Source organism: Pseudomonas sp. EA_5y_Pfl2_R50 (assembly GCF_963970475.1).
Taxonomy (GTDB): Bacteria; Pseudomonadota; Gammaproteobacteria; order Pseudomonadales; family Pseudomonadaceae; genus Aquipseudomonas.
Genome location: NZ_CAXAPT010000005.1, coordinates 34213 through 58948 on the forward strand (window position 1 = coordinate 34213; position 24736 = coordinate 58948).

21 protein-coding genes and 3 pseudogenes are annotated in these 24736 nt (G+C 60.5%); 12 read left to right on the top strand and 12 right to left on the bottom strand.

Annotated elements, in window-relative coordinates:
- The first annotated feature begins 32 nt into the window (after window positions 1-32).
- Entirely contained in the window at window positions 33-845 is an 813-nt protein-coding gene (locus AACY19_RS09980) for a class I SAM-dependent methyltransferase (RefSeq protein WP_339450082.1), read from the top strand.
- Between the two features lie 118 nt (window positions 846-963).
- Here the strand turns inward: AACY19_RS09980 and tuf are convergent, their stop codons facing one another.
- Entirely contained in the window at window positions 964-2139 is a 1176-nt protein-coding gene (gene tuf, locus AACY19_RS09985) for an elongation factor Tu (RefSeq protein ID WP_339450083.1), read from the bottom strand.
- Between the two features lie 310 nt (window positions 2140-2449).
- Window positions 2450-3172 (bottom strand): phosphatidylcholine synthase, encoded by a 723-nt coding sequence (gene pcsA, locus AACY19_RS09990; protein WP_339450084.1) that lies wholly within the window; start codon window positions 3170-3172, stop codon window positions 2450-2452.
- Between the two features lie 258 nt (window positions 3173-3430).
- Here pcsA and AACY19_RS09995 point away from each other — a divergent pair, with 258 nt between their 5' ends.
- The 4 genes from AACY19_RS09995 (at window position 3431) to ligD (ending at window position 9297) form a co-directional block, all read left to right on the top strand.
- Entirely contained in the window at window positions 3431-4189 is a 759-nt protein-coding gene (locus AACY19_RS09995) for a tellurite resistance TerB family protein (RefSeq protein WP_339450085.1), read from the top strand.
- Between the two features lie 158 nt (window positions 4190-4347).
- Entirely contained in the window at window positions 4348-5724 is a 1377-nt protein-coding gene (locus tag AACY19_RS10000) for an iron-containing redox enzyme family protein (protein WP_339450086.1), read from the top strand.
- Window positions 5725-5734: 10 nt separating this feature from the next.
- Complete coding sequence (locus tag AACY19_RS10005) at window positions 5735-6688, top strand: class I SAM-dependent methyltransferase (protein ID WP_339450087.1); 954 nt, start codon at window positions 5735-5737, stop codon at window positions 6686-6688.
- Between the two features lie 17 nt (window positions 6689-6705).
- Entirely contained in the window at window positions 6706-9297 is a 2592-nt protein-coding gene (gene ligD / locus AACY19_RS10010; RefSeq protein WP_339450088.1) for a DNA ligase D, read from the top strand.
- Here ligD and AACY19_RS10015 read toward each other — a convergent pair whose 3' ends face one another.
- The 3 genes from AACY19_RS10015 to sodC all read right to left on the bottom strand — a co-directional run bounded on the left by AACY19_RS10015 (window position 9298) and on the right by sodC (window position 10769).
- Window positions 9298-9699 (bottom strand): hypothetical protein, encoded by a 402-nt coding sequence (locus AACY19_RS10015; RefSeq protein ID WP_339450089.1) that lies wholly within the window; start codon window positions 9697-9699, stop codon window positions 9298-9300.
- Between the two features lie 80 nt (window positions 9700-9779).
- The gene (locus AACY19_RS10020; RefSeq protein WP_122594408.1) at window positions 9780-10094 is read right to left on the bottom strand and encodes a DUF2388 domain-containing protein; all 315 of its coding nucleotides are present in this window, start codon (window positions 10092-10094) and stop codon (window positions 9780-9782) included.
- A gap of 153 nt (window positions 10095-10247) precedes the next feature.
- Window positions 10248-10769 (bottom strand): superoxide dismutase [Cu-Zn] SodC, encoded by a 522-nt coding sequence (gene sodC, locus AACY19_RS10025; RefSeq protein ID WP_339450090.1) that lies wholly within the window; start codon window positions 10767-10769, stop codon window positions 10248-10250.
- 246 nt (window positions 10770-11015) lie between these two features.
- On the opposite strand from sodC, the pseudogene AACY19_RS27900 reads away from it, so the two are divergent.
- From AACY19_RS27900 to mqo, 3 genes and pseudogenes are all read left to right on the top strand, one after another.
- Window positions 11016-11771, top strand: a pseudogene (locus AACY19_RS27900) (MCP four helix bundle domain-containing protein); the annotation flags it as partial.
- Between the two features lie 132 nt (window positions 11772-11903).
- Window positions 11904-12629 (top strand): methyl-accepting chemotaxis protein, encoded by a 726-nt coding sequence (locus AACY19_RS27905; RefSeq protein ID WP_445262301.1) that lies wholly within the window; start codon window positions 11904-11906, stop codon window positions 12627-12629.
- 510 nt (window positions 12630-13139) lie between these two features.
- Window positions 13140-14786 (top strand): malate dehydrogenase (quinone), encoded by a 1647-nt coding sequence (gene mqo, locus AACY19_RS10035; RefSeq protein WP_339450092.1) that lies wholly within the window; start codon window positions 13140-13142, stop codon window positions 14784-14786.
- A 79-nt stretch (window positions 14787-14865) separates the two neighbouring features.
- On the opposite strand, the gene AACY19_RS10040 is transcribed toward mqo, so the two are convergent.
- The gene (locus AACY19_RS10040; RefSeq protein ID WP_339450093.1) at window positions 14866-15294 is read right to left on the bottom strand and encodes a nuclear transport factor 2 family protein; all 429 of its coding nucleotides are present in this window, start codon (window positions 15292-15294) and stop codon (window positions 14866-14868) included.
- 384 nt (window positions 15295-15678) lie between these two features.
- The gene (locus tag AACY19_RS10045) at window positions 15679-16449 is read right to left on the bottom strand and encodes an alpha/beta hydrolase (protein ID WP_339450094.1); all 771 of its coding nucleotides are present in this window, start codon (window positions 16447-16449) and stop codon (window positions 15679-15681) included.
- A gap of 112 nt (window positions 16450-16561) precedes the next feature.
- Here AACY19_RS10045 and AACY19_RS10050 point away from each other — a divergent pair, with 112 nt between their 5' ends.
- On the top strand, window positions 16562-17506 hold the full coding sequence (locus AACY19_RS10050) for an aldo/keto reductase (RefSeq protein WP_339450095.1): 945 nt from the start codon (window positions 16562-16564) through the stop codon (window positions 17504-17506).
- On the opposite strand, the pseudogene AACY19_RS10055 reads toward AACY19_RS10050, so the two are convergent.
- Window positions 17482-17742, bottom strand: a pseudogene (locus AACY19_RS10055) (LysR substrate-binding domain-containing protein); the annotation flags it as partial. The gene AACY19_RS10050 and the pseudogene AACY19_RS10055 overlap by 25 nt on opposite strands.
- Window positions 17743-17744: 2 nt before the next feature.
- On the opposite strand from AACY19_RS10055, the pseudogene AACY19_RS10060 reads away from it, so the two are divergent.
- Together AACY19_RS10060 and AACY19_RS10065 are read left to right on the top strand one after the other, a co-directional pair.
- Window positions 17745-18671 (top strand): annotated as a pseudogene (locus AACY19_RS10060) (cation:dicarboxylate symporter family transporter); the annotation flags it as partial.
- 186 nt (window positions 18672-18857) lie between these two features.
- Window positions 18858-19061: a hypothetical protein gene (locus AACY19_RS10065; RefSeq protein ID WP_339450096.1), complete on the top strand. Its 204-nt coding sequence runs from the start codon at window positions 18858-18860 to the stop codon at window positions 19059-19061.
- A gap of 9 nt (window positions 19062-19070) precedes the next feature.
- Here the strand turns inward: AACY19_RS10065 and AACY19_RS10070 are convergent, their stop codons facing one another.
- The gene (locus AACY19_RS10070) at window positions 19071-19964 is read right to left on the bottom strand and encodes a LysR family transcriptional regulator (protein ID WP_339450097.1); all 894 of its coding nucleotides are present in this window, start codon (window positions 19962-19964) and stop codon (window positions 19071-19073) included.
- Window positions 19965-20062: 98 nt separating this feature from the next.
- On the opposite strand from AACY19_RS10070, the gene AACY19_RS10075 reads away from it, so the two are divergent.
- The gene (locus AACY19_RS10075; protein WP_339450098.1) at window positions 20063-20539 is read left to right on the top strand and encodes a (R)-mandelonitrile lyase; all 477 of its coding nucleotides are present in this window, start codon (window positions 20063-20065) and stop codon (window positions 20537-20539) included.
- Between the two features lie 68 nt (window positions 20540-20607).
- Here AACY19_RS10075 and paoC read toward each other — a convergent pair whose 3' ends face one another.
- The 3 genes from paoC to paoA are packed head-to-tail and all read right to left on the bottom strand — an operon-like array spanning window position 20608 to window position 24379.
- On the bottom strand, window positions 20608-22806 hold the full coding sequence (gene paoC / locus AACY19_RS10080; RefSeq protein WP_339450099.1) for an aldehyde oxidoreductase molybdenum-binding subunit PaoC: 2199 nt from the start codon (window positions 22804-22806) through the stop codon (window positions 20608-20610).
- A complete protein-coding gene (locus AACY19_RS10085; protein WP_339450100.1) occupies window positions 22803-23759 on the bottom strand; it encodes an FAD binding domain-containing protein in 957 nt (318 codons plus the stop codon). Before AACY19_RS10085 ends, paoC begins: the two co-directional genes overlap by 4 nt.
- A complete protein-coding gene (gene paoA, locus AACY19_RS10090) occupies window positions 23756-24379 on the bottom strand; it encodes an aldehyde dehydrogenase iron-sulfur subunit PaoA (RefSeq protein ID WP_339450101.1) in 624 nt (207 codons plus the stop codon). The genes AACY19_RS10085 and paoA overlap by 4 nt, the downstream gene beginning before the upstream one ends.
- Window positions 24380-24736 lie beyond the last annotated feature (357 nt).

Here is a 24736-nt window from a genome sequence, read left to right on the forward strand (position 1 = left end):
GACGAATCCTACTTGCAGCGGAGCTCGACCTCATGAGTACAACGCTTGATCTCACTGCCTTGAAGGAACGCCAGAAAGTCGCCTGGGCCAGCGGCGACTACGCCGTGATCGGCACCACGCTGCAAATCGTCGGCGAGAACCTTGCCGAAGCCTGCGAGCTGCTTTGCGATGAATCTGTGCTGGATGTGGCTGCCGGTAATGGCAACGCGACGCTGGCGGCGGCACGCCGTGGTTGTCTGGTGACCTCGACCGATTATGTCGCAGCGCTGTTGGAACGCGGCCAGGATCGCGCCCGGGCCGAGCATCTGGACGTGACATTCCAGGTCGCCGATGCCGAGGCGCTGCCGTTTGCCGATGACAGTTACGACGCCGTGCTGTCGACCTTCGGCGTGATGTTCGCGCCGGATCAGGACAAGGCTGCTGCGGAGCTGGGGCGGGTCTGCCGCCGTGGCGGGCGCATCGGTCTGGCCAACTGGACGCCGGAAGGCTTTGTCGGGCAAATGTTCAAGACCCTCGGCCGGCATCTGCCGCCGCCGGCGGGTGCGCAGCCGCCTTCGAACTGGGGCTCGGACGCCTGGCTGCACAAGCACTTCGACGACCGCGATTTTCTCGTGCGGGTGACGCGGCGCCAGTTCAACTTCCGCTATCGCTCGGCGGCGCACTTCATCGACATTTTCCGCCACTGGTACGGGCCGGTGCACAAGGCATTCGCGGCGCTGCCGCCAGAAAGCGGGCAGGCGCTGGAGAGTGATCTGGCGGATCTGCTGAACCGGTCGAACCGGGCGGGGGAGGGATCGCTGGTAGTACCGAGCGAGTATCTGGAGGTGGTCATCACCAAGCGCTGAACGTCCGGAAAGATGCAAAACCGTTGTGGGAGCCTGCTCGCGAAGGCGGTGTGTCAGTGGAAAAATATCCGACTGACGCACCGCCATCGCGAGCAGGCTTGCTCCTTCAGAAAACGTTTCAGTCGTTGATTTCGGACACTACGCCTCGACCGACTGTACGGCCGCCTTCACGGATCGTGAAATGCAGACCTGTCTCCATTGCGATTGATTTGATCAGTTCAACTTTGAGTTCCACGTTGTCCCCCGGCATTACCATTTCAACGTCGCTTGGCAATTCGATCGTTCCGGTCACTCCAGTCGTACGGAAGTAGAACAGGGGTCGGTGACCGTTAAAAAACGGGGTATGACGTCCGTCTTCTTCCTTCGACAATACATAGATCCTGGCGGTAAATTTTTTGTGAGGCTTGATTGATCCCGGTTTGGCCAGAACCTGGCCACGTTCAATGTCTTGAGGCTGGAGCCCGGCCAGCAACAGGCCGGCATTATACCCGGCCTTTGCTTGATCAAGCATTTGGCGGGACACTTCGAAGCCAGTACAGGTGGTTTTTTTCGTTTCACGTAGACCGACTATTTCCACTTCGTCGTCAACGTTGACAACACCTCGCTCAATGCGACCCCTCGCCACAGTACCGCGACCTTTGACATCGAAGATATCCTCCACAGCCATCAGGAAGTCCCCCGCTTCAGCCTTCGGGGGAACCGGAAAGGTGTTTTCCATCGCCTTTAACAGTTCCCTCACGGCACTGGCGCCCAACTGATCATCATCCTGGCCATTCAACACCATTAACGCGGAGCCGCGTATGAAGGGTACGGCGGTATATTGAGAGGCGCTGAGCAGGTTTTGCACTTCAACAACTGCCTCGTCAGCCTGACTTTGATTGACGGTGTCCATCTTGTTCAGGAACACCACGATGTTCGAAACACCGCACTCGCGTGCCAGCAAGATCTGCTCACGGGTTTGTGAAATTGCCCCATCGGCTGCCGAGCAAACGAGGATTGCTGCCTCGAACCGGGTTGCACCGGTGATCATGAGTTTCACATAGTCCGCATGACGCGGACAGTCAACATGTTCGAAGCAGAGACGATCCGTTTCGTACTTTACGTGTGCGGTGTTATAGGTGATGCCGCGAGCTTTTTCCTGCGAGGCATCGTCGATCTCGCTGAACGACTTGGCTTGCCCGCCGAAATCTTCGGCACAAATGGAAGTCAGTGCGGCAGTCAGTGTGGTTTTACCGTGGTCTACGTGTCCGATGATGCAGACGTTGATAGTGGGTTTGTTATGCTCGGCGAACATGATGATGAACTCCCGTGAGTAGCAGCGAATCGAATCTTCGATTTCACGGTAGCGAATTCAGGGTAACGGCGGCAGCTGTCAAAGCTGACAGTTGACGGGCGTTCAAAGGCTCACTAAGAGAAATCCTGAACACCGGGAAAACAACGGTTTTAATAGCCTTGAACGCTAACAAGAGAGTGTTAGTAGTGAATAGATCTAGAGGCAGGAAATTGTGGTCACCCAGCGCTGATTCAGCATCATGGAGATCCCCTGTAGGCCTTCGCCTGCTCGCGAAGGTCTAGAGGGAGATGGTGTTTGGCTGGACTGGCAGCTATTTCAAGTGCGGCCGATCAAACCACTCCAGCGCCGTGCGCCAGATGCAGATCCCCAGAAAGTACGCCGACATCAGCAACCACAGGCCCATCACCAACGGGTTGATGACCGGGTGGTTGAGCACCAGTGAAAGACTGCACAGCAACCAGATTGCCGTCACCGCAATGTTGATCGGCATGAACCGGCGCACGCGGAACGGGTGCAGGAACTTCATCCGCGTCACCGTCAGCAGCGCCAGGCCGATCACGCTCAGGAAGGTGATCCACGGCCCCGGGCCGATGATGTACAGGCACAGGGCAACCACGTTCCAGGCGGCGGGGAAGCCGACGAAATAGTTGTCCTTGCTCTTCATGTTGACGTTGCAGAAGCAGAACAGCGAAGACACCAGAATCAGCGACACCGTCAGCAGCAGCGTGTAGTCGGGCAGAGGAATGTAGCGATAGATGAACAGTGCCGGAATGAACACGTAGGTCAGGTAATCGATGACCAGATCGAGGATCGAACCGTCGAAACCGGGCAGCACCGATTGCACGTTGACCTTGCGTGCCAGCGCGCCGTCGAGACCGTCGACGATCAGCGCCACGCCGAGCCACATCAGGCAGTGGACCGGCTGGTTTTCAAGCAGGGCGAGGGTGGCCAGGAAGGCGGTGACCACGCCAGTCGCGGTAAAACCATGGGCGCCCCATGCTTTGAGCCTGGCGATGTGTACGGTCGATATCACGGGGGCGTTCTCCAGATAATGAAGCAAGCCGGTTTCACCCTTGGGCAGCAAGGGCGCCGGCAAACCGGGTCGGGGTTGCAGCTATCGACCGGTTTGGCCGGGATAAGGTTCACCACCCTTGAATCTTAGCTGGCCTGCAAAAAAATACGTGGACCCTCCCGAGCGTGCATTCGGCTTCGGCCAAACGGTGCTGGCGCTATGGCTGCAGGGGGCTATTGTTGCCTGACGCAGTCACTGCCTTTGCCTGAGGATGACGTCATGAACACCACTGATCTGCTCGAACAACTGCTGCGAGGCCAGGCCTCGGCGGGACAACAGCGCGGCGCTTCAGCCGGCGATGGCCTGGGGGGGCTCGGTGACTTGTTGGGCGGTCTGCTCGGTGGCGGCGGCTCGAGCGGGGCCAGCGCAGGCGGGGCCGGCGGCGGCCTTGGCGGCTTGGGTGGACTGCTCGGCGGGTTGCTCGGCGGCGGTGGCTTGGGTGGCGCATTGGGCGGAGCCGTCGGCGGCGGCACGCAACGTCGTTCCGGCGCCACTCAGTATGCGGCGCTCGCGTCGCTGGGGATGATGGCGTATCAGGCGTATCAAGCCTGGCAACGCAACCAGGCCAGCACCGCGCCACAACAGATCCCGCAAACCGCCAACCTGCTCGCTGGCCCCGACGTCGAAGAGCACAGCCGCGCCGTGCTGCTCGCCCTGATTGCAGCGGCCAAGGCCGACGGGCGCATCGATGCGGCGGAAAAACACCTGATCAGCACGGAAATCGGCAAACACACCGACGATCCGCAGTTGCAGCAATGGCTCGACGCTGAAGTCGCCAAACCGCTGGACCCCAGCGAAGTCGCACAATCGGCCCAGGGTGATCCGGCGGTAGCAGCTGAAATGTACCTGGCCAGTGTCATGCTGGTGGACGATCAGCAAGACGCCGAACGCAGCTATCTCGATGAACTGGCGGCGGCGTTGCAGATTGATCCGGATTTGCAGGTGCATCTGGAACAACAGGCCAAGGGTCAGGCTTGACGTCAAACGATCGCAGCCCTCGGTAGCTGCGACAGGGAGGATGTTCCGCCGTCCGTCCGGGCAATTTTCACGTCGATTGAATTTTTCGCAGGCGCTGCCTCTCTGCTGCTGTAGAGGCGTATGCAACAGCGTCCTGCCAACCGACCGAGAATATTGCCATGACTGTCCTGACTCGCCTGCAATCCGCGCCGGCTCAGCCACAAACGATCAATTCTGCCGGGACCCTCCGACAGGTCTATGAAGCGCTGCTTCACGACAAAAATCCCCTGACCCTTGCTCAAAAATTCCTCCAGGAACACTTGCACAGCGCCGCGCAACTCACGGACGAGCTGCCAGCAGACCCCTTGTCGTGGCAGGGCTGGGTGACGGAACACTGCGCCGATGTTGGCCTGCAATACACCGACTATCTGCAACAGCGCAAGGCTGGCGGGCCGCGCCAATTCTTCAGCAACAAGGCGCAGGCCCTGTACTTTCTGCAAGCGGTTGCGCCGACCAAACTGGTCGATGGCGCCTGGCTGTCAGGTCTGTTGGCGCAGTGGCAAGACCCACGTTTTGCCGATTTGCTTTGCACTTATCTGGAGGAACTTGGCGAGGGCAATCCGGCGCAAAACCACGTCGTGATCTACCGCAAGCTCCTGGCTGATCACGGTCTGCAGGACAACGCTGCAATTGCCGATGACTGCTACCTGCAAGGCGCGCTGCAATTGGCGCTGGGGATCGGCGGGGTGGCGTACTTGCCTGAGGTGATCGGCTACAACCTCGGCTACGAACAACTGCCGTTGCACTTGCTGATCAGCCAGTACGAGCTCAGTGAACTGGGCATTGATCCGTACTACTTCACCTTGCACGTGACCATCGATAACGCCAGCACCGGGCATGCGCAAAAAGCCGTGAAGGCCGTGCTCGACCTGTTGCCGCTGGCGGCCGATCGTGCCGATTTTCTGCGTCGGGTGTCCTTGGGTTATCGGCTCAACGATCTGGGGCAGGGCAGTCGCGCGATCATCGAGGGCTTCGACCTTGAGCGCGAGTTGCTGGCGATGCTCGAACGCAAGCGCCCATTCGGCCAGCACCTGCATTCCGACTACTGCCGCTTCGACGGCCAGACCGTCAATCAGTGGCTGGCCACGCCAGCGCAGTTGCCCGCTTTCCTCCAGGCCCTGCAAGACAAGGGCTGGATCAAACGTCATGAAGATCCGCAGAACAGCCGTTTCTGGCAACTGATCGCCGGCGACGGCGCCGCGATGTTCGGCGTCTTCAGCGCCTATGAAAAACAACTGGTGCACGACTGGATCGCCGGTGACTGGACGGCGTCGGATACGCCGAAACTTGCGCGGCGCCACACCCAGACATCGCTCGCCATCGAAGTGCCTGAGCAAGACCTCGATGTGCAGCAACTCAACGCCGCCCTGCAGGGTCAGGACGGCCCTGCACAAATGGCGATCCTGCTGCCGTGGCTGGCTCCGGCGCGGCATGCGCATCCGGCCGGACTGCTCGCGACTCGGCGCTTTATCCAACTCAAATCCCGTTTGCCTTAAGGAAACACTGATGAATCAGGAAGAATCGCTGTGCCCCGATGATCTGGCGCTGCTGCAACTGGGCCGGCGCTTGCAGGCCGATGGCTACCGTTTCACCACCCCCACGCCGTTGACCCATCAGCGCGTCAACCAGCGTGACGAAGGCCAGGCGGTCGATTCCCTGCGTGATGTGTTCGGTTGGTCGCGGCCGTTCGAAGCGGATTTGCTGTCTGCTGATGAACTGCGGCAATTGCAGGAGGCTCACGTCATTGATGCATACGACGGTCGCTTCAAGAGCCGGGTGCGCTGGTCGAGTCTGGATGATCTGCTGTTCGTGCACTCGGCGTTCCCCACCGACGCCGCCGATGCGGTGTTCTTCGGCCCGGACACCTACCGCTTCGCCCAATTGATTCACGCTCATTTGCAGCAGAATTTCGCGCCGGTTCAGCGTGCCGTGGACATCGGTTGCGGCGCAGGCGTCGGTGCGATCCTGATCGGCCGTGCGCGCCGCGAAGCGCAAGTGCTGGCGCTGGACATCAACCCTGCCGCGCTGCGCCTGACTGCCGTCAACGCGGCGCTGGCGGAAGTAGCCAACGTCGAGGTGCGTGCCAGTGACCTGCTGCAGGGTGTTGAAGGTGAGTTCGACCTGATTGTCGCCAACCCGCCGTACATGGCCGATCCCGCCGAGCGCGCCTATCGGCATGGCGGCGGAACGTTGGGCGCCGGTCTGTCGCTGCGCATCGTCGAGCAGGCACTCAATCGGCTGGCGCCCGGTGGCTCGCTGTTGCTCTACACCGGAGTGGCGATGGTCGATGGTCACGATCCGTTTCTCGCCACGGTGCTGCCGCGACTGGATGAAAAACGCTTCGGCTGGACGTACCGCGAACTCGACCCGGATGTCTTCGGCGAAGAACTGCTCAACCCCGGTTATCAACGGGTCGACCGAATTGCCGTGGTGGCACTGACCGTGACCCGTATTGGCTGAAGCAAGGCAGGTGCGTGATGAACAGGAACCTCGACGACTACAACCGCATGCGCGATTTCTCGGCGACCTCGGAACCGGCGGCGGTCGAGCGCTCGGGCCGCAAAAGCGCGGCCGGGCATGCCTTGCAGTTCTGCATCCAGAAGCACGACGCTTCGCACCTGCACTACGACTTTCGCCTGGAACTCGACGGCGCGCTGAAGAGCTGGGCCGTACCCAAAGGTCCGTCCCTCGACCCCAAGGTCAAACGGCTGGCGGTGCATGTCGAAGACCATCCGCTGGATTACGCGACGTTCGAGGGCAGCATTCCTGAGGGGCATTACGGTGCCGGAGATGTGATCGTCTGGGATCGCGGCGTGTGGATCGCGCAGGAAGATCCGCAGAAGGCCTACGCCAAGGGCAAGCTCAAGTTCGAGTTACAGGGCGAGAAGCTCACCGGGATCTGGAATCTGGTACGCACGCACATGCCGGGCAAGAATGAGCAGTGGTTTCTGATCAAACATCAGGACAGCGCCGCGCGCCCGCAGGATGACTACGATGTACTGGTCGCCGAGCCAGACAGTGTGCTCAGTGAACGCACCATCACCCGCCCGCCCAAACTCGCCGCCGGGCGCGTCAAAGCGGCCAGGAAAGCGCCGGCCAAATCGCGTAAACAGGCTGGCGTAACGCTCACCGGCGCGCACAAGGCCAGGCTCCCGGCGCAGCTCAAACCGGAGTTGGCAACGCTGGTCGACAGCGCGCCGCCAGGGCAGTGGAGTTACGAGATCAAATTCGACGGTTACCGGGTCATGGCGCGCATCGAACATGATCAAGTGCAACTGTTCACGCGCAACGGCCATGACTGGACGCATAAACTGCCGCAACAGGTCAAAGCCTTGGCGGCGCTGGGCCTTGAGTCGGCGTGGCTCGACGGTGAAATGGTGGTCGCCGACGAGCAAGGCGTGCCGGATTTTCAGGCGCTGCAAAACGCCTTCGATGCCGGGCGCAGCCAGGACATTCTTTATTACCTGTTCGATCTGCCGTATCTCAACGGCGTGGACCTGCGCGAAGTCCCGGTCGAGGAGCGGCGCGCGGCACTGGCGACGGTGCTCGGCGCCCATGAGCACGCCTTGTTGCGCTTCTCCGAAGCCTTCGATGAAACCCCGGATGCACTGCTCAACAGCGCCTGCCAGATGCGCATGGAAGGCCTGATCGGCAAACGCCTTGGCTCGCCGTATGTGTCGCGGCGCAGCGGCGACTGGATCAAGCTCAAGTGCACACATCGCCAGGAATTCATCATCGTCGGCTACACCGATCCGAAAGGGGCACGCAGCGCTTTTGGCGCCTTGCTGTTAGGCCTGCATGATCGTGACAGCGGCGAATTGCGTTACGCCGGCAAGGTCGGCACCGGGTTCAATGAAACGACGCTCAAAACCATCCTCACGCAACTCAGACCCTTGCAAGTGAAGACGCCTGCGCTGGCCAATCCACCCAGCGGGTTCGAGGCGAAAGGCGTGCACTGGTTGAAACCGAAGCTATTGGCCGAGGTGGCATTTGCCGAGATGACCAAGGACGGTTCGGTGCGCCACGCCGTGTTTCATGGACTGCGCGATGACAAGCCGGCCAAGGACATCACCGAGGAGCGAGCCACGCCCGTGAAAACTTCAGAAACCCGAACCGTCGCCGGTAAATCGCCGAAAAAAGCCGCTGCGCGCCAGGCTGACACGGCGCCATCGCAGCTTGGCCTGGCGAACGGCAAAGTGCGCATTACCCATCCTGACAGAGTGATCGATGCGGCCAGCGGCACCACCAAGATGCAACTGGCCGAGTATTACGCCAGTGTTGCCGAATGGATTCTGCCGCAACTCAAGGATCGTCCGGTGGCGCTGGTGCGTGCCCCGGACGGTATCACCGGCGAACTGTTCTTTCAGAAGAACGCCGAGCGTCTGGGCATCCCCGGCATCACCACGCTGGACAAGGATGTCACCGGCCAACCGGTCATGCTGATCAACAATGCCGAAGCGCTGATTGGCGCGGTGCAGATGAGCACCGTCGAATTGCACACCTGGAACGCCACCACGGTGGATCTGAATAAACCCGACCGCTTCGTCCTCGACCTTGACCCGGACCCGGCGCTGCCGTGGAAAAGCATGGTCGAAGCCACCGCGCTGACCCTCACGGTCCTCGATGAACTGGGGCTCAAGGCGTTCCTGAAAACCAGTGGCGGCAAGGGCATTCACCTGGTGGTGCCGCTGACGCGCAAACGTGGCTGGGATGACGTGAAGGCGTTCAGCCACGCCATCGTCAGCCACATCGCCAGGTTGTTGCCGGATCGTTTTTCAGCGGTGTCCGGTCCGAAAAATCGAGTCGGGCGGATCTTCATCGATTATCTGCGCAACGGTTTGGGCGCCACGACTATTTGTGCTTACGCGGCGCGCACGCGCGAAGGGTTGCCGGTGTCAGTCCCACTGTTTCGCGAAGAGGTCGCCGAGATCAAGGGTGGCAACCAGTGGAACATTCACAACGTCCATGAACGCCTCGCCGAGGTGGGCAACGAACCGTGGGCTGACCTGAAGAAAACCCGTCAGAGCATCACTGCCGAGATGCGCAAACGGGTCGGTATGAAAGAATGATCAGGTGTCGCGCAGCAAGTCGTGGGCGTTGAGCAATTCGAAGGCGATTTCAGGATTGTTGTTCAGACCACGGCGAATCGCGGTCGGGATCGACTTGCGTGTTTTGCGGCACAGGCCCGGCAGTTCGCTGATCTCGATGTCGATGCCGAGCATGCTGCGCACTTCGTGAAAACCCGGCGATACGTTTACTCGAATGCCGAGTTGCTCGTACATGCGTTGCTGCAGGCGTCTGAGATCGTCGAGGTCTTTGAGCTGTTCGAGGCGTGCCAGGAGGATTTTTTCTTCCTGGCGGGTCAGGCGCAGGATGCGCAAGTCCGCGCCGGGCGTGTCCAGCAACGGATCGCGCCCGCAAATACAGGCGCCGGGCGGGCAGGGTGAGCGCAAGGGCACAGAGGTCGTCATGGCCTCCATCATAGAGGCCACCGGTCAGTTTTGCCTATTCGCCTTCAGCTGCCGTCCATCGGCCGCTGCCCCAGTGGCAACTACTGATTCAGGCCTTCGTAATGCACCAGAATCGCGTTGGCAAGATCTTCATCGCTGGCGTTGAGGCCAGGATTGTCCTGACGAACCTGTTGCAGGACCGATTCAAGATAAACCCCACGAATGGCCCCGCCGCTGGCGACAAATGCTGACAAGTCGTCACGGGCCGGAATCACCATTTTGTGATCCTTGAAGGTCGAGTACAGCGACGCGGAGACACCTGCCGACGTAGCGACGTCGCCCGCATCAACACGGGCCAGCGCCGAACCGACCGGCAGGCATAGAAGTAAAGAAGAAACGAGCACTAACTTGCGCATGACGGTGTTCCTCCACAAGCGCGAAGCAAAAAGGGAAGGATTACATAATGTGAGAGGTGCGCGGCGGGCGGGAGTTCCGTGGGGGCGGGAAAGTGTGCAGCGATGCCTCAAGACACCGGCAATGTCGTTGCCGGTGTCTTGAGGCAAGTCCGGTCAGATCACGCCACAGGCCATGCGATCACCGCCACCGCCCAGTGGCTTCGGCATGTCGGCGTGATTATCGCCACCGGCATGGATCATCAGCGCATGGCCCTTGATCTCGGAAATCTTCTTCAGGCGCGGCGCCAACACCGGATAATCGGCGACACCGTCAGCGCTCACGTACAGCGCCGGCAAGTCGCCGAGATGACCGTCAGCGTAAGGGCCGAGGTGTTTGCCGGTTTTCTGCGGATCGAAGTGCCCGCCCGCAGCCAGCGCAGCGACTTTGGTCCCCTCTTTCATGCCCGCTTCGCAACTGCCGTTTTCATGGACGTGGAAGCCATGAATGCCGGCCGGCAGGGATTTTAGATCCGGGGTGAACAACAGGCCGTAGGGGGTCTCGCTGACGGTCACCGAACCGATGGCCTGCGGCGCACCGTCGGCGCTGACCAGATTGATCGCGACTTTTTCCGTCGCTGCCTGAGCGGTGCCGATGGCGAAGGTGCCAAGCAGGCCTAACCACAGTGCGCGTTTCATAGGCTTTTCCTTTGGTTGCATGAGTATTCTGGATGACGGACTCAATAGCCCGCCGGTATTAACCAGCGATGAAGGCGTTGCCCGTGGGCGTTGCAAAGTGAGACTTGCCGCTCAATCGGAAAGTTTTGCGGCAAATGGCCCGCATGCAGACACCTGCTGAAACGCACTGACACGGCAGACCCGCGCAAATAGGCTTAACTGAAGCTCTGACAGGCGTTTGCGGGCGTAACCTAGGAGGAAAATCCGGTGTCGATCAAACTGCGATTAGTGTTGCTGATTGTTACCAGTCTGCTGACAGCGGTGATCGTGAGTCTGGTCAGCTATGTCGGCAACCAGCGAATGGCCACGGCGGTCAGCGACAACGCTGTGAGCATGAGCGCGCTGCGTAATCACATGGAAGCCGACATGATGCACGACGCCCTGCGCGCGGACGTGTATTCGGCGCTGTTGGTGGGCCTGGGCAAAAGCACCAGCACGGCCGCCGAGGTACGTGATTCCATCGCCGAGCACGCGGGCCATTTTCGCAACGTGCTCGAGGACAATCTGCAGCTGCCGATCAATCCGGCGTTGCGCACGGCGCTGGAGCAGATCAAACCGAGCCTCGACACCTACATCGACACCGGCGAGCGCATTGTCGCCCTGGCGCTGGATAATCCAGAAACTGCGCAGCAGCAACTGGGCACGTTCAACAGCGCCTTCAGCCAGCTCGAAGCGCAGATGGCGGCGTTGAGTGAGCTCATCGAGACCAATGCCCGGGAAACCAGCGCCGGCACTGAAGCGGCCACTCGCCACGCCAACATCGCGCTCGCGGTGGTGTTGCTCGCCAGCCTGCTGTTGCTGCTGGTGCAGGGGCGCTGGGTGATTCTGAGCATCACGGGGCCATTAAAGGCCGCGAGTCGCATCGCCGAGAGCATCGCCCATGGCAACCTTGGCGAAGTGATCGACGAACCCGCCGGCAAGGATGAAGCCAGCGCGCTGATCCGCACACTCGCCACCATGCAGCGCGACCTGCGCAACATGATCGACGTGGTGCGCCGCAATGCCCACGGCGTCAGTGGCATGAGCGAACAACTCAGCCACGGTTGCCATCAGGTCGCCGACAGCAGCCAGCAACAAAGCGTCGCCGCCAGCACCATGGCTGCAGCCGCCAGCCAGATGACCGCGAGCATCGAGGAAATCACCCGCCACGCCGAGCGTGCGTTGAACATGGCCAGTCAGGCGGAAAACCTGGCGAAGGAGGGCGGTGGTGTGATTCATCAGGTGGTCAGCGACATGGACGACATCGCCCGCTCGGCGCAACAGTCGGCACAGGTGATCCGCACGCTGGATCAGGAGTCCGAAGGCATCTTCAACATTATTCAGGTGATCAAGGGCATCGCCGATCAGACCAACCTGCTGGCGCTCAACGCGGCCATCGAAGCGGCGAGGGCGGGCGAGCAGGGCCGGGGTTTTGCCGTGGTGGCGGACGAAGTGCGCAGCCTCGCGGCGCGCACCAGTGCTTCAACCCAGGAGATCGCTGCGATGGTCGCGCGGATACAGCACAGCACCCGTGAGGCGGTCAGCAGCATGGAAGCGGGTGTGGCGCAGGTCGACAAAGGCATGGCAGTGACGGCGGATGTCGAACGGGCGATTCGGCAGATCCTCGATGCGACGTTGAGCACCACACAACTGGTCAACGACATCACTCGCACGATTGGCGAGCAAAGTCAGGCGAGTAACGAGATCGCCCATCAGGTCGAGATGATTGCGGGGATGTCCGAAGGCAATAGCCGGGTGATCGGGCAAACGGCGAATACCACGGATGAATTGTCGAGCCTGGCGGGGCAACTGGCGCAGTCGGTGGACCGGTTTCGGTTGTGACAGAGGTTTTGAGCGACCGCCTTCGCGAGCAAGCCCGCTCCCACAGGGTTTGATGGTGTTGCATACATTGCACAACACTGTGGGAGCGGGCTTGCTCGCGAAGAGGCCAGTCCAGTCCCCCCAATCCTTGAATGCCCGCCCCAAGGTTCATGTTCTACGCCCTCCAGCCGATAAGTCCCTGAACGCAAAAAGACCATCAAGTCGGGAACAGACGCGCGGGTTTGCCCTGACGTGATATTCTTCGCGCCAACTTGGTTTGACCTAATTCAGTTTGCTTGCTTTCGGGCGGGCCGACGGAATCCCTGTCGCTCAAGTAGCTGAAGCCAATAATGATAAGAAGTCAGTTCAGAAGGGACATTAACTGAGGTCGATGCAGCACGTCGGCCTTGTGTGCCCACCCGTCAAAATTGAAGTGTGCCGGAATCTGCGACGCCAGCCTGAGCGTCATCAAAGCGGATCGCATACAGATAAAAGAGGCGGGCGGAAGGCGTTTTATCATAGGTGCAACAGATGTTTAAGAAAGTGAACACAGCCCTGCTGGGTCTGGCTTTGGCGATGGGGATGACATCCGCCAATGCTGACGAAGCAAAGAAAGTCGACGTTCTGCTGATCGGCGGCGGCATCATGAGCACCACCCTGGGTGTGTGGATCAATGAGCTGGAGCCAGGCTGGTCGATGGAAATGGTCGAGCGCCTCGATGGCGTCGCCCAGGAAAGCTCCAACGGCTGGAACAACGCCGGTACCGGTCACTCGGCGCTTGCCGAGCTGAACTACACCCCGGAAGACGACAAAGGCAACGTGACGATCCCGAAAGCCGTCGAGATCAACGAAGCGTTCCAGGTTTCCCGTCAGTTCTGGGCCTGGCAGGTTCAGCAAGGCGTTCTGAAGAACCCTCGCTCGTTCATCAACACCACTCCGCACATGAGCTTCGTGTGGGGCGATGACAACATCAAGTTCCTGAAAAAGCGCTATGAAGCCCTGCAAGCGAGCCCGCTGTTCGCTGGCATGCAGTACTCCGAAGACCCGGCTGTCATCAAGAAATGGGTTCCGCTGATGATGGAAGGGCGTGACCCGAACCAGAAAATCGCGGCCACCTGGAGCCCGCTGGGTACGGACATGAACTTTGGCGAAATCACCCGCCAGTTCGCTGCCTACCTGCAAACCAAGCCTAACTTCGATCTGAAACTGTCGAGCGAAGTGCAGGACATCACCAAGAACGCCGATGGCACCTGGCGCGTCAGCTACAAAAACCTGAAAGACGGCACCAAAACCGAAACCGACGCCAAGTTCGTGTTCATCGGCGCTGGCGGCGGCGCTCTGCACCTGCTGCAGAAATCGGGCATTCCTGAAGCCAAGGAATACGGTGGCTTCCCGGTCGGTGGTTCGTTCCTGGTGACCGAAAACCCGACCATCGCCGAGCAGCACCTGGCCAAGGCGTATGGTAAGGCTTCGGTTGGTTCGCCTCCGATGTCCGTACCGCACCTGGACACCCGTGTTCTGGACGGCAAGCGCGTCATTCTGTTTGGCCCATTCGCGACCTTCAGCACCAAGTTCCTGAAGGAAGGCTCGTACCTGGACCTGCTGACCAGCACCACCACCCATAACATCTGGCCTATGACCAAGGTCGGCATCAAGGAATACCCGCTGGTCGAGTACCTGGCCGGTCAACTGATGCTGTCGGATGAAGACCGCATGAACGCGCTGAAGGAATACTTCCCGAACGCCAAAGCCGAAGACTGGCGCCTGTGGCAAGCCGGCCAGCGTGTGCAAATCATCAAGCGTGATGAAGCTGCTGGCGGCGTGCTGAAACTGGGCACCGAAATCGTTGCTGCACAAGACGGCTCCATCGCCGGCCTGCTGGGCGCATCGCCAGGCGCGTCGACCGCTGCACCGATCATGCTGAGCGTGCTGCAGAAAGTTTTCAAAGACAAAGTGGCTAGCCCGGAATGGCAAACCAAGCTGCACCAGATCGTGCCGAGCTACGGCACTCAACTGAACAGCGATCCAGCCAAAGTGGCTGCAGAGTGGGCTTACACCGCCAAGATCCTCGAACTGCCGACACCTCCAGTGATCGGTCAGGTTGCTGCCCCGGCCGCACCTGCAGCTGAAAAAGCTGAAGCGCCGAAGGAAAACGCTGCACGTGACATGGCGCTGTAACTAGACGCCAGACACACAAAAGCCCACTGAACCGGCGACGGTCAGTGGGTTTTTTATGCGCTATCCCCTGAAGATCCATTCAGGGTTTGGCGGACGCCAGATACGCGCCGAGCCGCCGCCCCATCTCTTCGCCCAACGCCTGCAACCCGCTCAACGGCCGCACCATCACTTCGAACTCGACGATCTTGCCGCGCTCATCAAAACGAATCATGTCGATGCCCTTGAGTTCTTTCGAGCCGACTTTCGCGCTGAACTCCAGAATCACATTCAAGCCATCCGCTGTTGCCAGTTCTCGGTGATATTTGAAGTCCTCAAACACCCCGAACACCGTGTTCAGGATCATCGACACCACCGGGGCCCCGGGGTAAGGCGTATGGGCCATCGGCGAGCGGAACACGGCTTCGGGGTCGAGCAAGTCGGGCAGGGCGCCGAGATTGCCGGTGCGGATCATATCGTGCCAGCGGTTCAGGGATTCAGCGGCGTTGGCTTGCAGGTTCAGCTCAGTCATGTCCACTCCAGGGTTTTTGTAGTTGTTCAGACAATGGCAGTGACTGTAGATCAACCGGCCAGCAGAGCAACCTTGCGGCGGCTGCTTCTACAGGATCAGATGTCATCTGATCTGTACTTTTCTCTTTGATCTGCGTCTGTAACCGGCTCAGTCATCGGCTCAAAATAGCCCTGCAGTCCGGTGATTCGCGACAGCTCCTCATTTCGAGGCGTCCGGTGCACCGCACACTCAGCATTGAGGAGAGCAACATGAACAAGATGGCGATTTTCCTGGGTGGGTTTCTGACGTTGACCATTCTGATCGGAATGCTGGCGACGATTTCTCCGGTTTGACCGGGGACCGCATCGACCGGTGAAACCAGTCCATTAACGTCAGGAAAACAGTTCACCGGTTCAACACTTCCCCCATCCACTGCCAATACTGTGGGCGGTCTGAAATCGAGTTGTGCCCCGACGCCGGCACAATCCTGAGCGTCGCCACGCCCTTCGGAAAGTTCTCCAGCAAGCGCTGCGTACTGTCCCGGGCGATCACCTCGTCATCACTGGCCGCCAGCAGTAACGTCGGCACGCGGACATGCGCGGCATACTTGCCCGACTCGAAACGATCCTTGAGCAACCACTGCACCGGCACCCACGGATATTGCTTCGCGGCAATTTCTTCGAGGCTGTTGTAAGGCGTCACCAGAATCAGATTTTGCACTGGCCGCTGACTGGCCAGACGGATCGCCACACCGGAGCCGAGGCTGCGCCCGACCACGGCAATCTGCGGGTGGCTGACCGACACCTGATCGAACAGCGCCAACGCATCCTCGGCAATCGCCTCTTCGGACGGCGAGCCGCCGCTGCCGCCAAAACCCCGGTAATTCAGCAAGTACAGCGCGTAATCGGGAAACGCCTCGGCAAACTCCGGCAGATTGCGCGTCACGTCCTCGGCATTGCCACCGAAATAGATCAGCGCCCGCGGCCCGACGCGCTCGCGGGTGGTCACCCATACTTCGGCATCTGGCATCGACAGCTTCAACCCCGAGTCCGCCGACGCCACGGCAGCGGGTTGCGGAAAGTAGATCAGCGAACGCTGAAAAAAGAACAGCGCCGCGCACAGCAGCAGGTACACGGCCACGATCAAAACGACGAGTGACATCAGGGTTCGGGACATTCGGCTACTTTTAACGGGGTGAGAAGGTTTGCTGTCGCAGTGTAGTCCAGCGATTCGGTCGGGCAGCCTGCGCACACAACATGCAACAGATCCACGCAGCAGGGGAACCAGCATGAGCCACACTGAGGGTTACTCCCGTCGCCGATTGCTCTCGCTGGCTGCCGGGGTTTCGGCGGTCTTCACCATGAATCGGGCGTTGGCCACTGCCACGCCACCTGCGACTACCCGAGGCCAAGCCATGCAGACCCGCGTCATTCCCTCCAGCTCCGAGTCGCTGCCCATGGTGGGGCTGGGTACCTATCGCGGATTCGACGTCGCGCCGGGCGACCCGGTCTATCGGCAGTTGCCAGCGGTGCTCGACGAGCTGTTCACCAAGGGCGGCACGGTGATCGACAGCTCGCCCATGTATGGCCGCGCCGAACAGACCACCGGCGAGTTGCTGTCGATCCACGAACCACGTTCCCCGGCGTTTCTGGCAACCAAGGTGTGGACCCGTGGCCGCAAGGAAGGTATCGCGCAGATGGAGCAGTCGTTCAGCCTGCTGCGGACCGAGCGCATCGATTTGATGCAGATCCACAATCTGCTCGACTGGCAAACGCACCTGCCGACGTTGCGCGAGTGGAAAGAGCAGGGACGCATCCGTTACATCGGCATCACTCATTACACGGCCTCGGCCTATGACGAAGTCGAAGCAGTACTCAAGGCCGAACCACTCGATTTCCTGCAAATCAACTACGCCCTCGATGATCGTGGTGTAGAGAAACGCATCTTGCCGCTGTGCCGTGAGCGCGGTGTCGCGGTGATCTGCAACCGGCCATTTGGCGGCGGCGATCTGCTCGCCCGGCTCAAGGGCAAACCGCTGCCGGCGTGGGTGTCGGATGTGCAGGTCAACAGCTGGCCGCAGTTGGCGCTGAAGTTTCTGCTGGCACATCCGGCGGTGACGTGTGTGATTCCGGGGACGAGCAATCCGCGTTACATGGCCGATAACGTTCGGGCCGGATTCGGACCGATGCTCACCGATGCACAGCGGCATCAGTTGATTGCGCTACTGGGCTGATCACCGGGAATGTCCAGGTTGTCGATGTGCTTGAAACGCTCGACCAGAAAGTCGATCAGGCTGCGCACCCGCGCGGACAGATGCAATTGTTGTGGATACACCGCGTAAACGTCGGCGCGGGTCGGCGTCTGATCCTCCAGCACCAGACGCAAGCGGCCGCTGCGCACATAGCGGGCGATGTCCCACTCGGCACGCAGCAGAATGCCGAACCCTTCCAGCGCCCAGTTCAGCGCCACTTATTGTCGATGCGTTCGCCAAGGGCAATGTCCTGCAGATCCTGTTGTTCTCGATTCTGCTGGGTATTGCGCTGGCGCATGTCGGGCCGCGCGGCAAAGTGTTTGTCGATACGTTGGAAAGCCTGATGCAGGGCATGTTCCGCATCGTCAACATGGTCATGCGTCTGGCGCCGATTGGTGCGTTCGGTGCCATTGCGTTCACCATCGGCAAATACGGCTTCGGTTCGCTGTTTTCGCTCGGCAAACTGATGGCCTGTGTCTATCTGACGTGTGCCGTGTTCGTGGCCTTCGTGCTTGGGCCGATCTGTCGCTACAGCGGTTTCAGCCTGTGGAAGTTTCTCAGGTTCATCAAGGAAGAGCTGTTCACGGTGCTCGGCACCAGTTCTTCCGAGTCGGTACTGCCGCAGATGATTTCGAAGATGGAAAAGGCCGGCGTTTCGAAACCGGTGGCCGGGATGATCATCCCGTCGGGGCTGACCTTCAACCCGGACGGCCAGGCGATCTACTACACCATCGCCGCGATCTTCATCGCCCAGGCGACCAACACGCCGCTCACTCTGGCCGATCAATTGATCGTGCTGGCGGTGCTGATGTTCACCTCCAAGGGGTCGGCGGGGGTGACCGGTTCCGGGTTCATCATCCTCGCCGCGACACTGGCGTCACTCGGCACGATTCCGGTAGCGGGCATGGTGCTGTTGTTGGGGGTTGATCGGTTCATGTCAGAAGCCCGGGCGATCACCAACACCATCGGCAACGGCGTCGGCACCATGGCCATCGCCAAATGGGTGGGGGCGCTGGACACCGGCAAGATGCACAAAGCGCTCAATGGTGAAGTCGAGGAGTCTGCTGTTCAAGTCTCGCAAACTGAAAAGCCGGCGAGTCAACCTGCGCCTTTGATCCCTAGCCTTAAACGAGCTGCCCAGAACTGACGATGGTTCTTTGTGGGGGCGAGCAAGCCGCTCCCACAGCAGCTTGTATTTTTCTCGCAGAGGCGGTGCCTGATTCAACTCCCCACCATGTGCAAACCCTCTGGTCAACTGTCAGATCTGACAGTTGGCGGAGTCCGGGCTGTGATCAAACATGGGGGTCTACGGATTCAACAAGGAAGACCCTCCATGAACATGGCCCGCCAAACGATTACCGGCGGTGTCGCTGTCTGCCTGTTGGCGCTCTCTCTCAATGCTCGGGCAGAACCGGCCGAGTATGTTTGTCTGGGGCAGGAGCGCGGACAGGTGGTGACGGTGATTGCAGATTCTGAGGCGCACGCCCGTGCATTGGTGAAACCCCACTGGCGGACTGTCGGTTGCTATAAAAAGTGACCGGCGCCCTCAATCGCGATAGCGCAACGCATCCAGCAACAACGCAAACGCCGGTGCCGCCTGGCGCCGGCTCGGGTAATACAGGTGATAACCGGCGAAGGTCGGGCACCAATCCTCCAGCACTTGCACCAGTTGGCCGTCGACCAGATACGGCGCGACGATGTTCTGCGGGATGTAGCTCAAACCAAAACCATCCAGCGCCGCATCAAGCAACGGGTAGACGCCGTTCAACGTGATCTGCCCGGATACCCGCACTTTCAGGCTTTCGCCATCCTTTTCGAATTCCCAGCTATACAGCCCGCCATTGGTGGGCAGGCGCAGATTATTGCAGGCGTGGTTGGTCAGGTCGCGAGGGGTGTGCGGGGCAGGGCGGCGGGCGAAATAGGCCGGCGAGCCGACCACGGCCATGCGCATGTCCGGACCGATACGGGTGGCGATCATGCCTTGCGCGACGTCTTCGCCCAAACGAACACCCGCGTCGAAACCCTGACCGGCGATGTCGACGAAACCGTAATCGCAGCTGACCTCAACGGCGATGTCCGGATACTTGGGCAGGAAATCCTTGAGCACCGGGCGCAGCAGCCAGTCCAGCGAATGGTCGGTGGCATTGATACGGATTTTGCCCGCCGGTGTTTCGCGCAGATTGCTCAGAGCCGCCAGTTCCAGCTCTATTTCCTCGAAACGCGGGCCGATGGTTTGCAGCAGGTGTTCGCCAGCCTCAGTGGGGGAAACGCTGCGCGTGGTGCGGGTCAACAGACGGAGACCTAGGCGCGCTTCCAGCGCCCGAATGGTGTGGCTCAGCGCGGATTGCGAAATGCCGAGTTTGGCTGCGGCTTTGGTGAAGCTGCGTTCGCGGGCCACGGCAAGAAAGGCAAGCAGGTCGGTGGCGTTTTCCCGAAGCATTGATGAGTATCCTGCATAAGTTTATTCGAATTCTAGTCGATTATCTGAAGAGTATGGGGCGGTAAAGTGCAGACATCGATTCTCTGGAGGACCTTGTCATGAACCCGATTGCTGCTTCTGCCTTGACCCTTTCCCTGCTCGCAGGTGAAGTGCAGGCCAATGAACCCCCACGGGTGACGGTCACGCCCAATGGCTCGCAACCTTCGGCCCGTGGCCCGGCGGATTGGTTCACCGGCACGGTGCGCGTCGATGCGCCGTTCAAGGGCTCGGAGGCGGCGCGGGTCAGCGGTGCGACGGTGACGTTCGAGCCCGGCGCACGGACGGCGTGGCATACGCATCCGTTGGGGCAGACATTGATCGTCACGGCGGGCTCCGGTTTTGTGCAGGAATGGGGGCAACCGGTTCGGGAGATCCGCCCCGGCGATACGGTGTGGATTGCGCCCGGCGCCAAGCATTGGCACGGGGCAGCGCCCACTACGGCGATGACCCATATCGCTATCGCTGAAGTGCTCGATGGCAAGGTGGTGGAGTGGATGGAACAGGTGAGTGCCGAGCAATATCCGCGATCCGAGTAGAGCCCTTTCCCCTCACCCCAGCCCTCTCCCGAGGGAGAGGGCCGGGGTGAGGGGCTGTTTTCCGGCCCTCAGATCATCTCCGGCAACGACGAAAGAATCTTGTCCAGCGTAATCGGATACTCCCGCACTCGCGCTCCGGTGGCGTTGTAGATGGCATTGGCCACCGCCGCACTGACCCCGCAAATCCCCAACTCACCCACACCCTTGGCCTTCATCGGCGAAGAGATCGGGTCGGTTTCATCGAGGAAAATGACCTCCTGATGGGGAATGTCGGCATGCACCGGCACTTCGTATCCGGCCAGGTCATGGTTGACGAAAAAGCCGAGCTTTTTGTCCACCGCCAACTCTTCCATCAGCGCAGCGCCGACGCCCATGGTCATCGCACCGATTACCTGACTGCGCGCCGCTTTCGGGTTGAGAATCCGCCCGGCCGCACACACCGCCAACATCCGTCGCACACGCACTTCGCCGGTTGCTGCGTCCACAGCGACTTCGACGAAGTGCGCGCCGAACGTCGATTGCTGATACTGCTCGGCAAGATCGGCGAACTCAATGCTGTCCTCGGCCGTGATCGCGCCGTTTTGCGCGGCATTACGCAGCGGCACCTGCTTGTCGCCGACCCGTACTTGACCATCGACAAACTCGGCTTGATCCGCCGCCAGACCCAACTTCCCGGCCACCGCTTCACGCAATTTCACGCACGCGGCATACACCCCGGCTGTCGAGCAGTTGGCGCCGAATTGCCCCCCGGAGCCAGCCGACACCGGGAAACTCGAATCACCCAGATGCACCGTCACATCCTTCAGCTCCACGCCCATCATTTCGGCGGCGGTTTGCGCAATGATCGTGTAACTGCCGGTGCCGATGTCGGTCATGTCGGTTTCCACCGTGACCTTGCCGTCGCGCTCCAGGCGCACCCGCGCGGCGGATTTGACCAGCAGGTTGTTGCGAATCGCTGCCGCCACGCCCATGCCGATCAGCCAACGGCCTTCGCGACGAGTGCCGGGCCTGGCATCGCGCTTGTTCCAACCGAATTTCTCGGCGCCGGTTTGCAGGCATTCGATCAAACGTCGCTGGGAAAAAGGTCGCTCGGGTTTTACCGGGTCGACTTGGGTGTCGTTCAGAATGCGGAACTGGATAGGGTCGAGCTTGAGCTGCTCGGCCATTTCATCCATGGCGATTTCCAGCACCATCAACCCGGGGGTTTCACCGGGCGCGCGCATGGCGTTGCCTTCGGGCAGATCCAGTGGTGCGAGGCGCATGGTGACCAGGCGATTTTGCGCGGCGTAAAGCAATTGGCTCGGCTGCGCCGCGACCTCGACTTTGCCTTCCGCGAGGTTGCCCGACCAGCCTTCGTGGGCAATGGCGGTGAGTTTGCCGTCCGCCGTCGCCCCCATGCGAATGCGCTGGATAGTGGCCGGACGGTGGGTGGTGTTGTTGGCCATCTGCGGGCGGGCGAGGGCGACTTTCACCGGCCTGCCGGCCATGCGTGCGCCGAGGGCGGCCAGAATCGCGTCGGCGCGCACAAACAACTTGCCGCCGAAACCGCCACCAATGTACGGCGAGATCAGCCGCACTTTTTCCTTGGGTAAACCGAGGGTAGTGGCGATATCGCCAACGCTCCAGGCGATCATCTGGTTCGACGTCCACAGGGTCAGTTGATCGCCTTTCCACGCGGCCAGGGTCGCATGCGGTTCCATCATCGCGTGGGACTGATCCGGCGTGGTGTAGCTGTGATCAAACTGCACGGGGGCGTCGGCAAACGCCTTGGCGAAATCGCCATGGCTGACATCGGGCAACTCTTCTTTCTGCTCTACACCCTGCTCGCGCACGCTGGCCAGATCGAATTGGCCTTCGGCGGTGACGTAATCGACTTTGACCTTTTGTGCAGCGGCGCGCGCCTGTTCGAAGGTCTCGGCGACCACCAGCGCCACGGCCTGGTGATAGTGCTGAATCTCGGGCCCGGCCAGCAATGGCGCGGCGTTGTATTTGCCCTTGCCGAGTTTGCCGGCGTTGGCGGCGGTGACGATGGCCAGCACGCCCGGTGCGGCCTTGGCGTCCTCAAGATCAATATGGTTTATGTGGCCTTTGGCGATGGCCGAACCGACCATGAAACCGTAAGCCTGATTGGCCACCGCTTCATGTTGCTCGTAGGCGTAGGGCGCCTGACCGCTGGTTTTCAGCGGGCCTTCGATGCGGTCGGTGGGTTTGCCGACCACCTTCAACTGGTCGATTGGATTGGTGCTGGCGGGCGTGTCGAATTTCATGCGTCGTCCCTCGCTTGCGCTAACACCGAACCGAGCGTGCGCTCGACCAGGGTCAGTTTGAACTGGTTGTCGTGGGTCGGTGTGGCGCCGTCGAGCAAGCGTTCGCTGACGGCCTTGGCACCTTTGGGCAGCAACGCTTCAGCGGCTTCCACCCGCCACGGTTTCGGCGCAACGCCGCCGACCGCAACGCGACCGCTGCCGTCTTTTTGCAGGATCAGCCCGACCGACACCAGCGCAAATGCATACGACGAGCGATCCCGCACCTTGTGATAAATGTGCGTGCCGCCGACCGGTGCCGGCAAGGTCACTGCGGTGATGAGTTCGCCGGGTGTGAGGCTGGTTTCGATGTTCGGCGTGGTGCCCGGCAACTGGTGGAAATCGACCATGGCGATGCTTCGCGTGCTGCCGTCGGGTTTGACCGTTTCGATCTGTGCATCGAGGGCGCGCATGGCAATCGCCATGTCGCTCGGATGGGTGGCGATGCACGCCTCGCTGACACCGATGATGCCCAACTGCCGACTGACCCCGCCAATCGCCGCGCAGCCGCTGCCGGGCTGACGCTTGTTGCAGGCCTGGTTGGTGTCGTAGAAGTACGGGCAGCGCGTGCGTTGCAGCAGGTTGCCGGCGGTGGTCGCCATGTTGCGCAACTGCCCGGACGCACCGGCCAGCAGGGCGCGGGAGAGCAGGGCGTAGTCTTTGCGCACGCGGTTGTCGGCTGCCAGATCGGTGTTGCGCACCAGCGCGCCGATGCGCAACCCGCCCTCGGACGTGGCTTCGATTTGATCCAGGCCCAAGTGATTGACGTCGATCAGGTGCAGCGGGGTTTCGATGTCGAGTTTCATCAAATCGAGGAGGTTGGTGCCCCCGGCGATGAACCTGGCGCCTTCCACCTGGGCGGCTTGCGCGGCTGCGGCGGCGGGGGAGTCGGCGCGGCTGTAATTGAACGCTCTCATGCCGGCACCTCCGCGACTTCGCTAATCGCTTCGATGATGTTCGAGTAGGCGCCGCAACGGCAGATGTTGCCGCTCATGCGCTCTTGAAATTCACGGGCAATCAACTGCGGCGGCTCGGTGAGGCTTTCACTGACGTGGCTGGGAATGCCGTCACGAATTTCCTGGATGACGGCCACTGCCGAACAGATCTGCCCCGGTGTGCAATAACCGCACTGATAGCCGTCGTGCTTGATGAACGCGGCTTGCATCGGGTGCAGTTTGTCGGGCATGCCGAGGCCTTCGATGGTGGTGATTTCGCTGCCATCGTGCATCACCGCCAGCGTCAGGCAGGAGTTGATCCTTCGACCATCGGCGATCACCGTGCAGGCACCGCACTGGCCGTGGTCGCAGCCTTTCTTGGTGCCGGTCAGTTGCAGGTGCTCGCGCAGGGCGTCGAGCAGGGTAGTGCGGGTGTCAACGTTCACTTCACGCGGTTTGCCGTTGACGTTGATCGTCACTTTGCTCATGGCCGGTTGCTCCAGATTGGCCGCATAGGCCTTGAGGCTGATAAACGGTGGCATCGCGAAAGCGGTGGCGGTGACGGCGCCAAGGATCAGAAATCCGCGTCGGGAAATCGTCATGGTTCGATTCCTTTTCTCTCTTCATCAGGGCAGCAGGGTCATCAATGGCCCAAGCGGGCAGCCAGCGTGATCGCCGGTCTCGTTAAGGAATGACTGCTGAAGAGCGGAAAAGGTTTTTGCGGATTTTCGCTATAGAGTTATGCGTGTGGCTCATCAATCCAGTGGTCTACGCCGAACTCTGTGGGACTTGTTGCAAACACCATTCAATGCACCCCACATGGGGCCTTGGTTGCAAACACCATTTCATCCACTCCCACAGCGTGCGCAGGTATTGCTTGATCAGTTGCGGAATCGAGTACCCCATCAACAAGCCGCCGACAATTGCCGCCAGCAGAATCCCGCTGTCCGCGCTGGGAT

Bases quoted from the DNA above. Each gene is read 5' to 3' on its own strand.
- AACY19_RS09980 (WP_339450082.1), top strand. From the start codon at position 33: ATGAGTACAACGCTTGATCTCACTGCCTTGAAGGAACGCCAGAAAGTC.
- tuf (WP_339450083.1), bottom strand. From the start codon at position 2,139: ATGTTCGCCGAGCATAACAAACCCACTATCAACGTCTGCATCATCGGA.
- AACY19_RS09995 (WP_339450085.1), top strand. From the start codon at position 3,431: ATGAACACCACTGATCTGCTCGAACAACTGCTGCGAGGCCAGGCCTCG.
- AACY19_RS10000 (WP_339450086.1), top strand. From the start codon at position 4,348: ATGACTGTCCTGACTCGCCTGCAATCCGCGCCGGCTCAGCCACAAACG.
- AACY19_RS10005 (WP_339450087.1), top strand. From the start codon at position 5,735: ATGAATCAGGAAGAATCGCTGTGCCCCGATGATCTGGCGCTGCTGCAA.
- ligD (WP_339450088.1), top strand. From the start codon at position 6,706: ATGAACAGGAACCTCGACGACTACAACCGCATGCGCGATTTCTCGGCG.
- AACY19_RS10015 (WP_339450089.1), bottom strand. From the start codon at position 9,699: ATGACGACCTCTGTGCCCTTGCGCTCACCCTGCCCGCCCGGCGCCTGT.
- AACY19_RS10020 (WP_122594408.1), bottom strand. From the start codon at position 10,094: ATGCGCAAGTTAGTGCTCGTTTCTTCTTTACTTCTATGCCTGCCGGTC.
- sodC (WP_339450090.1), bottom strand. From the start codon at position 10,769: ATGAAACGCGCACTGTGGTTAGGCCTGCTTGGCACCTTCGCCATCGGC.
- AACY19_RS27905 (WP_445262301.1), top strand. From the start codon at position 11,904: ATGGCTGCAGCCGCCAGCCAGATGACCGCGAGCATCGAGGAAATCACC.
- mqo (WP_339450092.1), top strand. From the start codon at position 13,140: ATGTTTAAGAAAGTGAACACAGCCCTGCTGGGTCTGGCTTTGGCGATG.
- AACY19_RS10040 (WP_339450093.1), bottom strand. From the start codon at position 15,294: ATGACTGAGCTGAACCTGCAAGCCAACGCCGCTGAATCCCTGAACCGC.
- AACY19_RS10045 (WP_339450094.1), bottom strand. From the start codon at position 16,449: ATGTCCCGAACCCTGATGTCACTCGTCGTTTTGATCGTGGCCGTGTAC.
- AACY19_RS10050 (WP_339450095.1), top strand. From the start codon at position 16,562: ATGAGCCACACTGAGGGTTACTCCCGTCGCCGATTGCTCTCGCTGGCT.
- AACY19_RS10065 (WP_339450096.1), top strand. From the start codon at position 18,858: ATGAACATGGCCCGCCAAACGATTACCGGCGGTGTCGCTGTCTGCCTG.
- AACY19_RS10070 (WP_339450097.1), bottom strand. From the start codon at position 19,964: ATGCTTCGGGAAAACGCCACCGACCTGCTTGCCTTTCTTGCCGTGGCC.
- AACY19_RS10075 (WP_339450098.1), top strand. From the start codon at position 20,063: ATGAACCCGATTGCTGCTTCTGCCTTGACCCTTTCCCTGCTCGCAGGT.
- paoC (WP_339450099.1), bottom strand. From the start codon at position 22,806: ATGAAATTCGACACGCCCGCCAGCACCAATCCAATCGACCAGTTGAAG.
- AACY19_RS10085 (WP_339450100.1), bottom strand. From the start codon at position 23,759: ATGAGAGCGTTCAATTACAGCCGCGCCGACTCCCCCGCCGCCGCAGCC.
- paoA (WP_339450101.1), bottom strand. From the start codon at position 24,379: ATGACGATTTCCCGACGCGGATTTCTGATCCTTGGCGCCGTCACCGCC.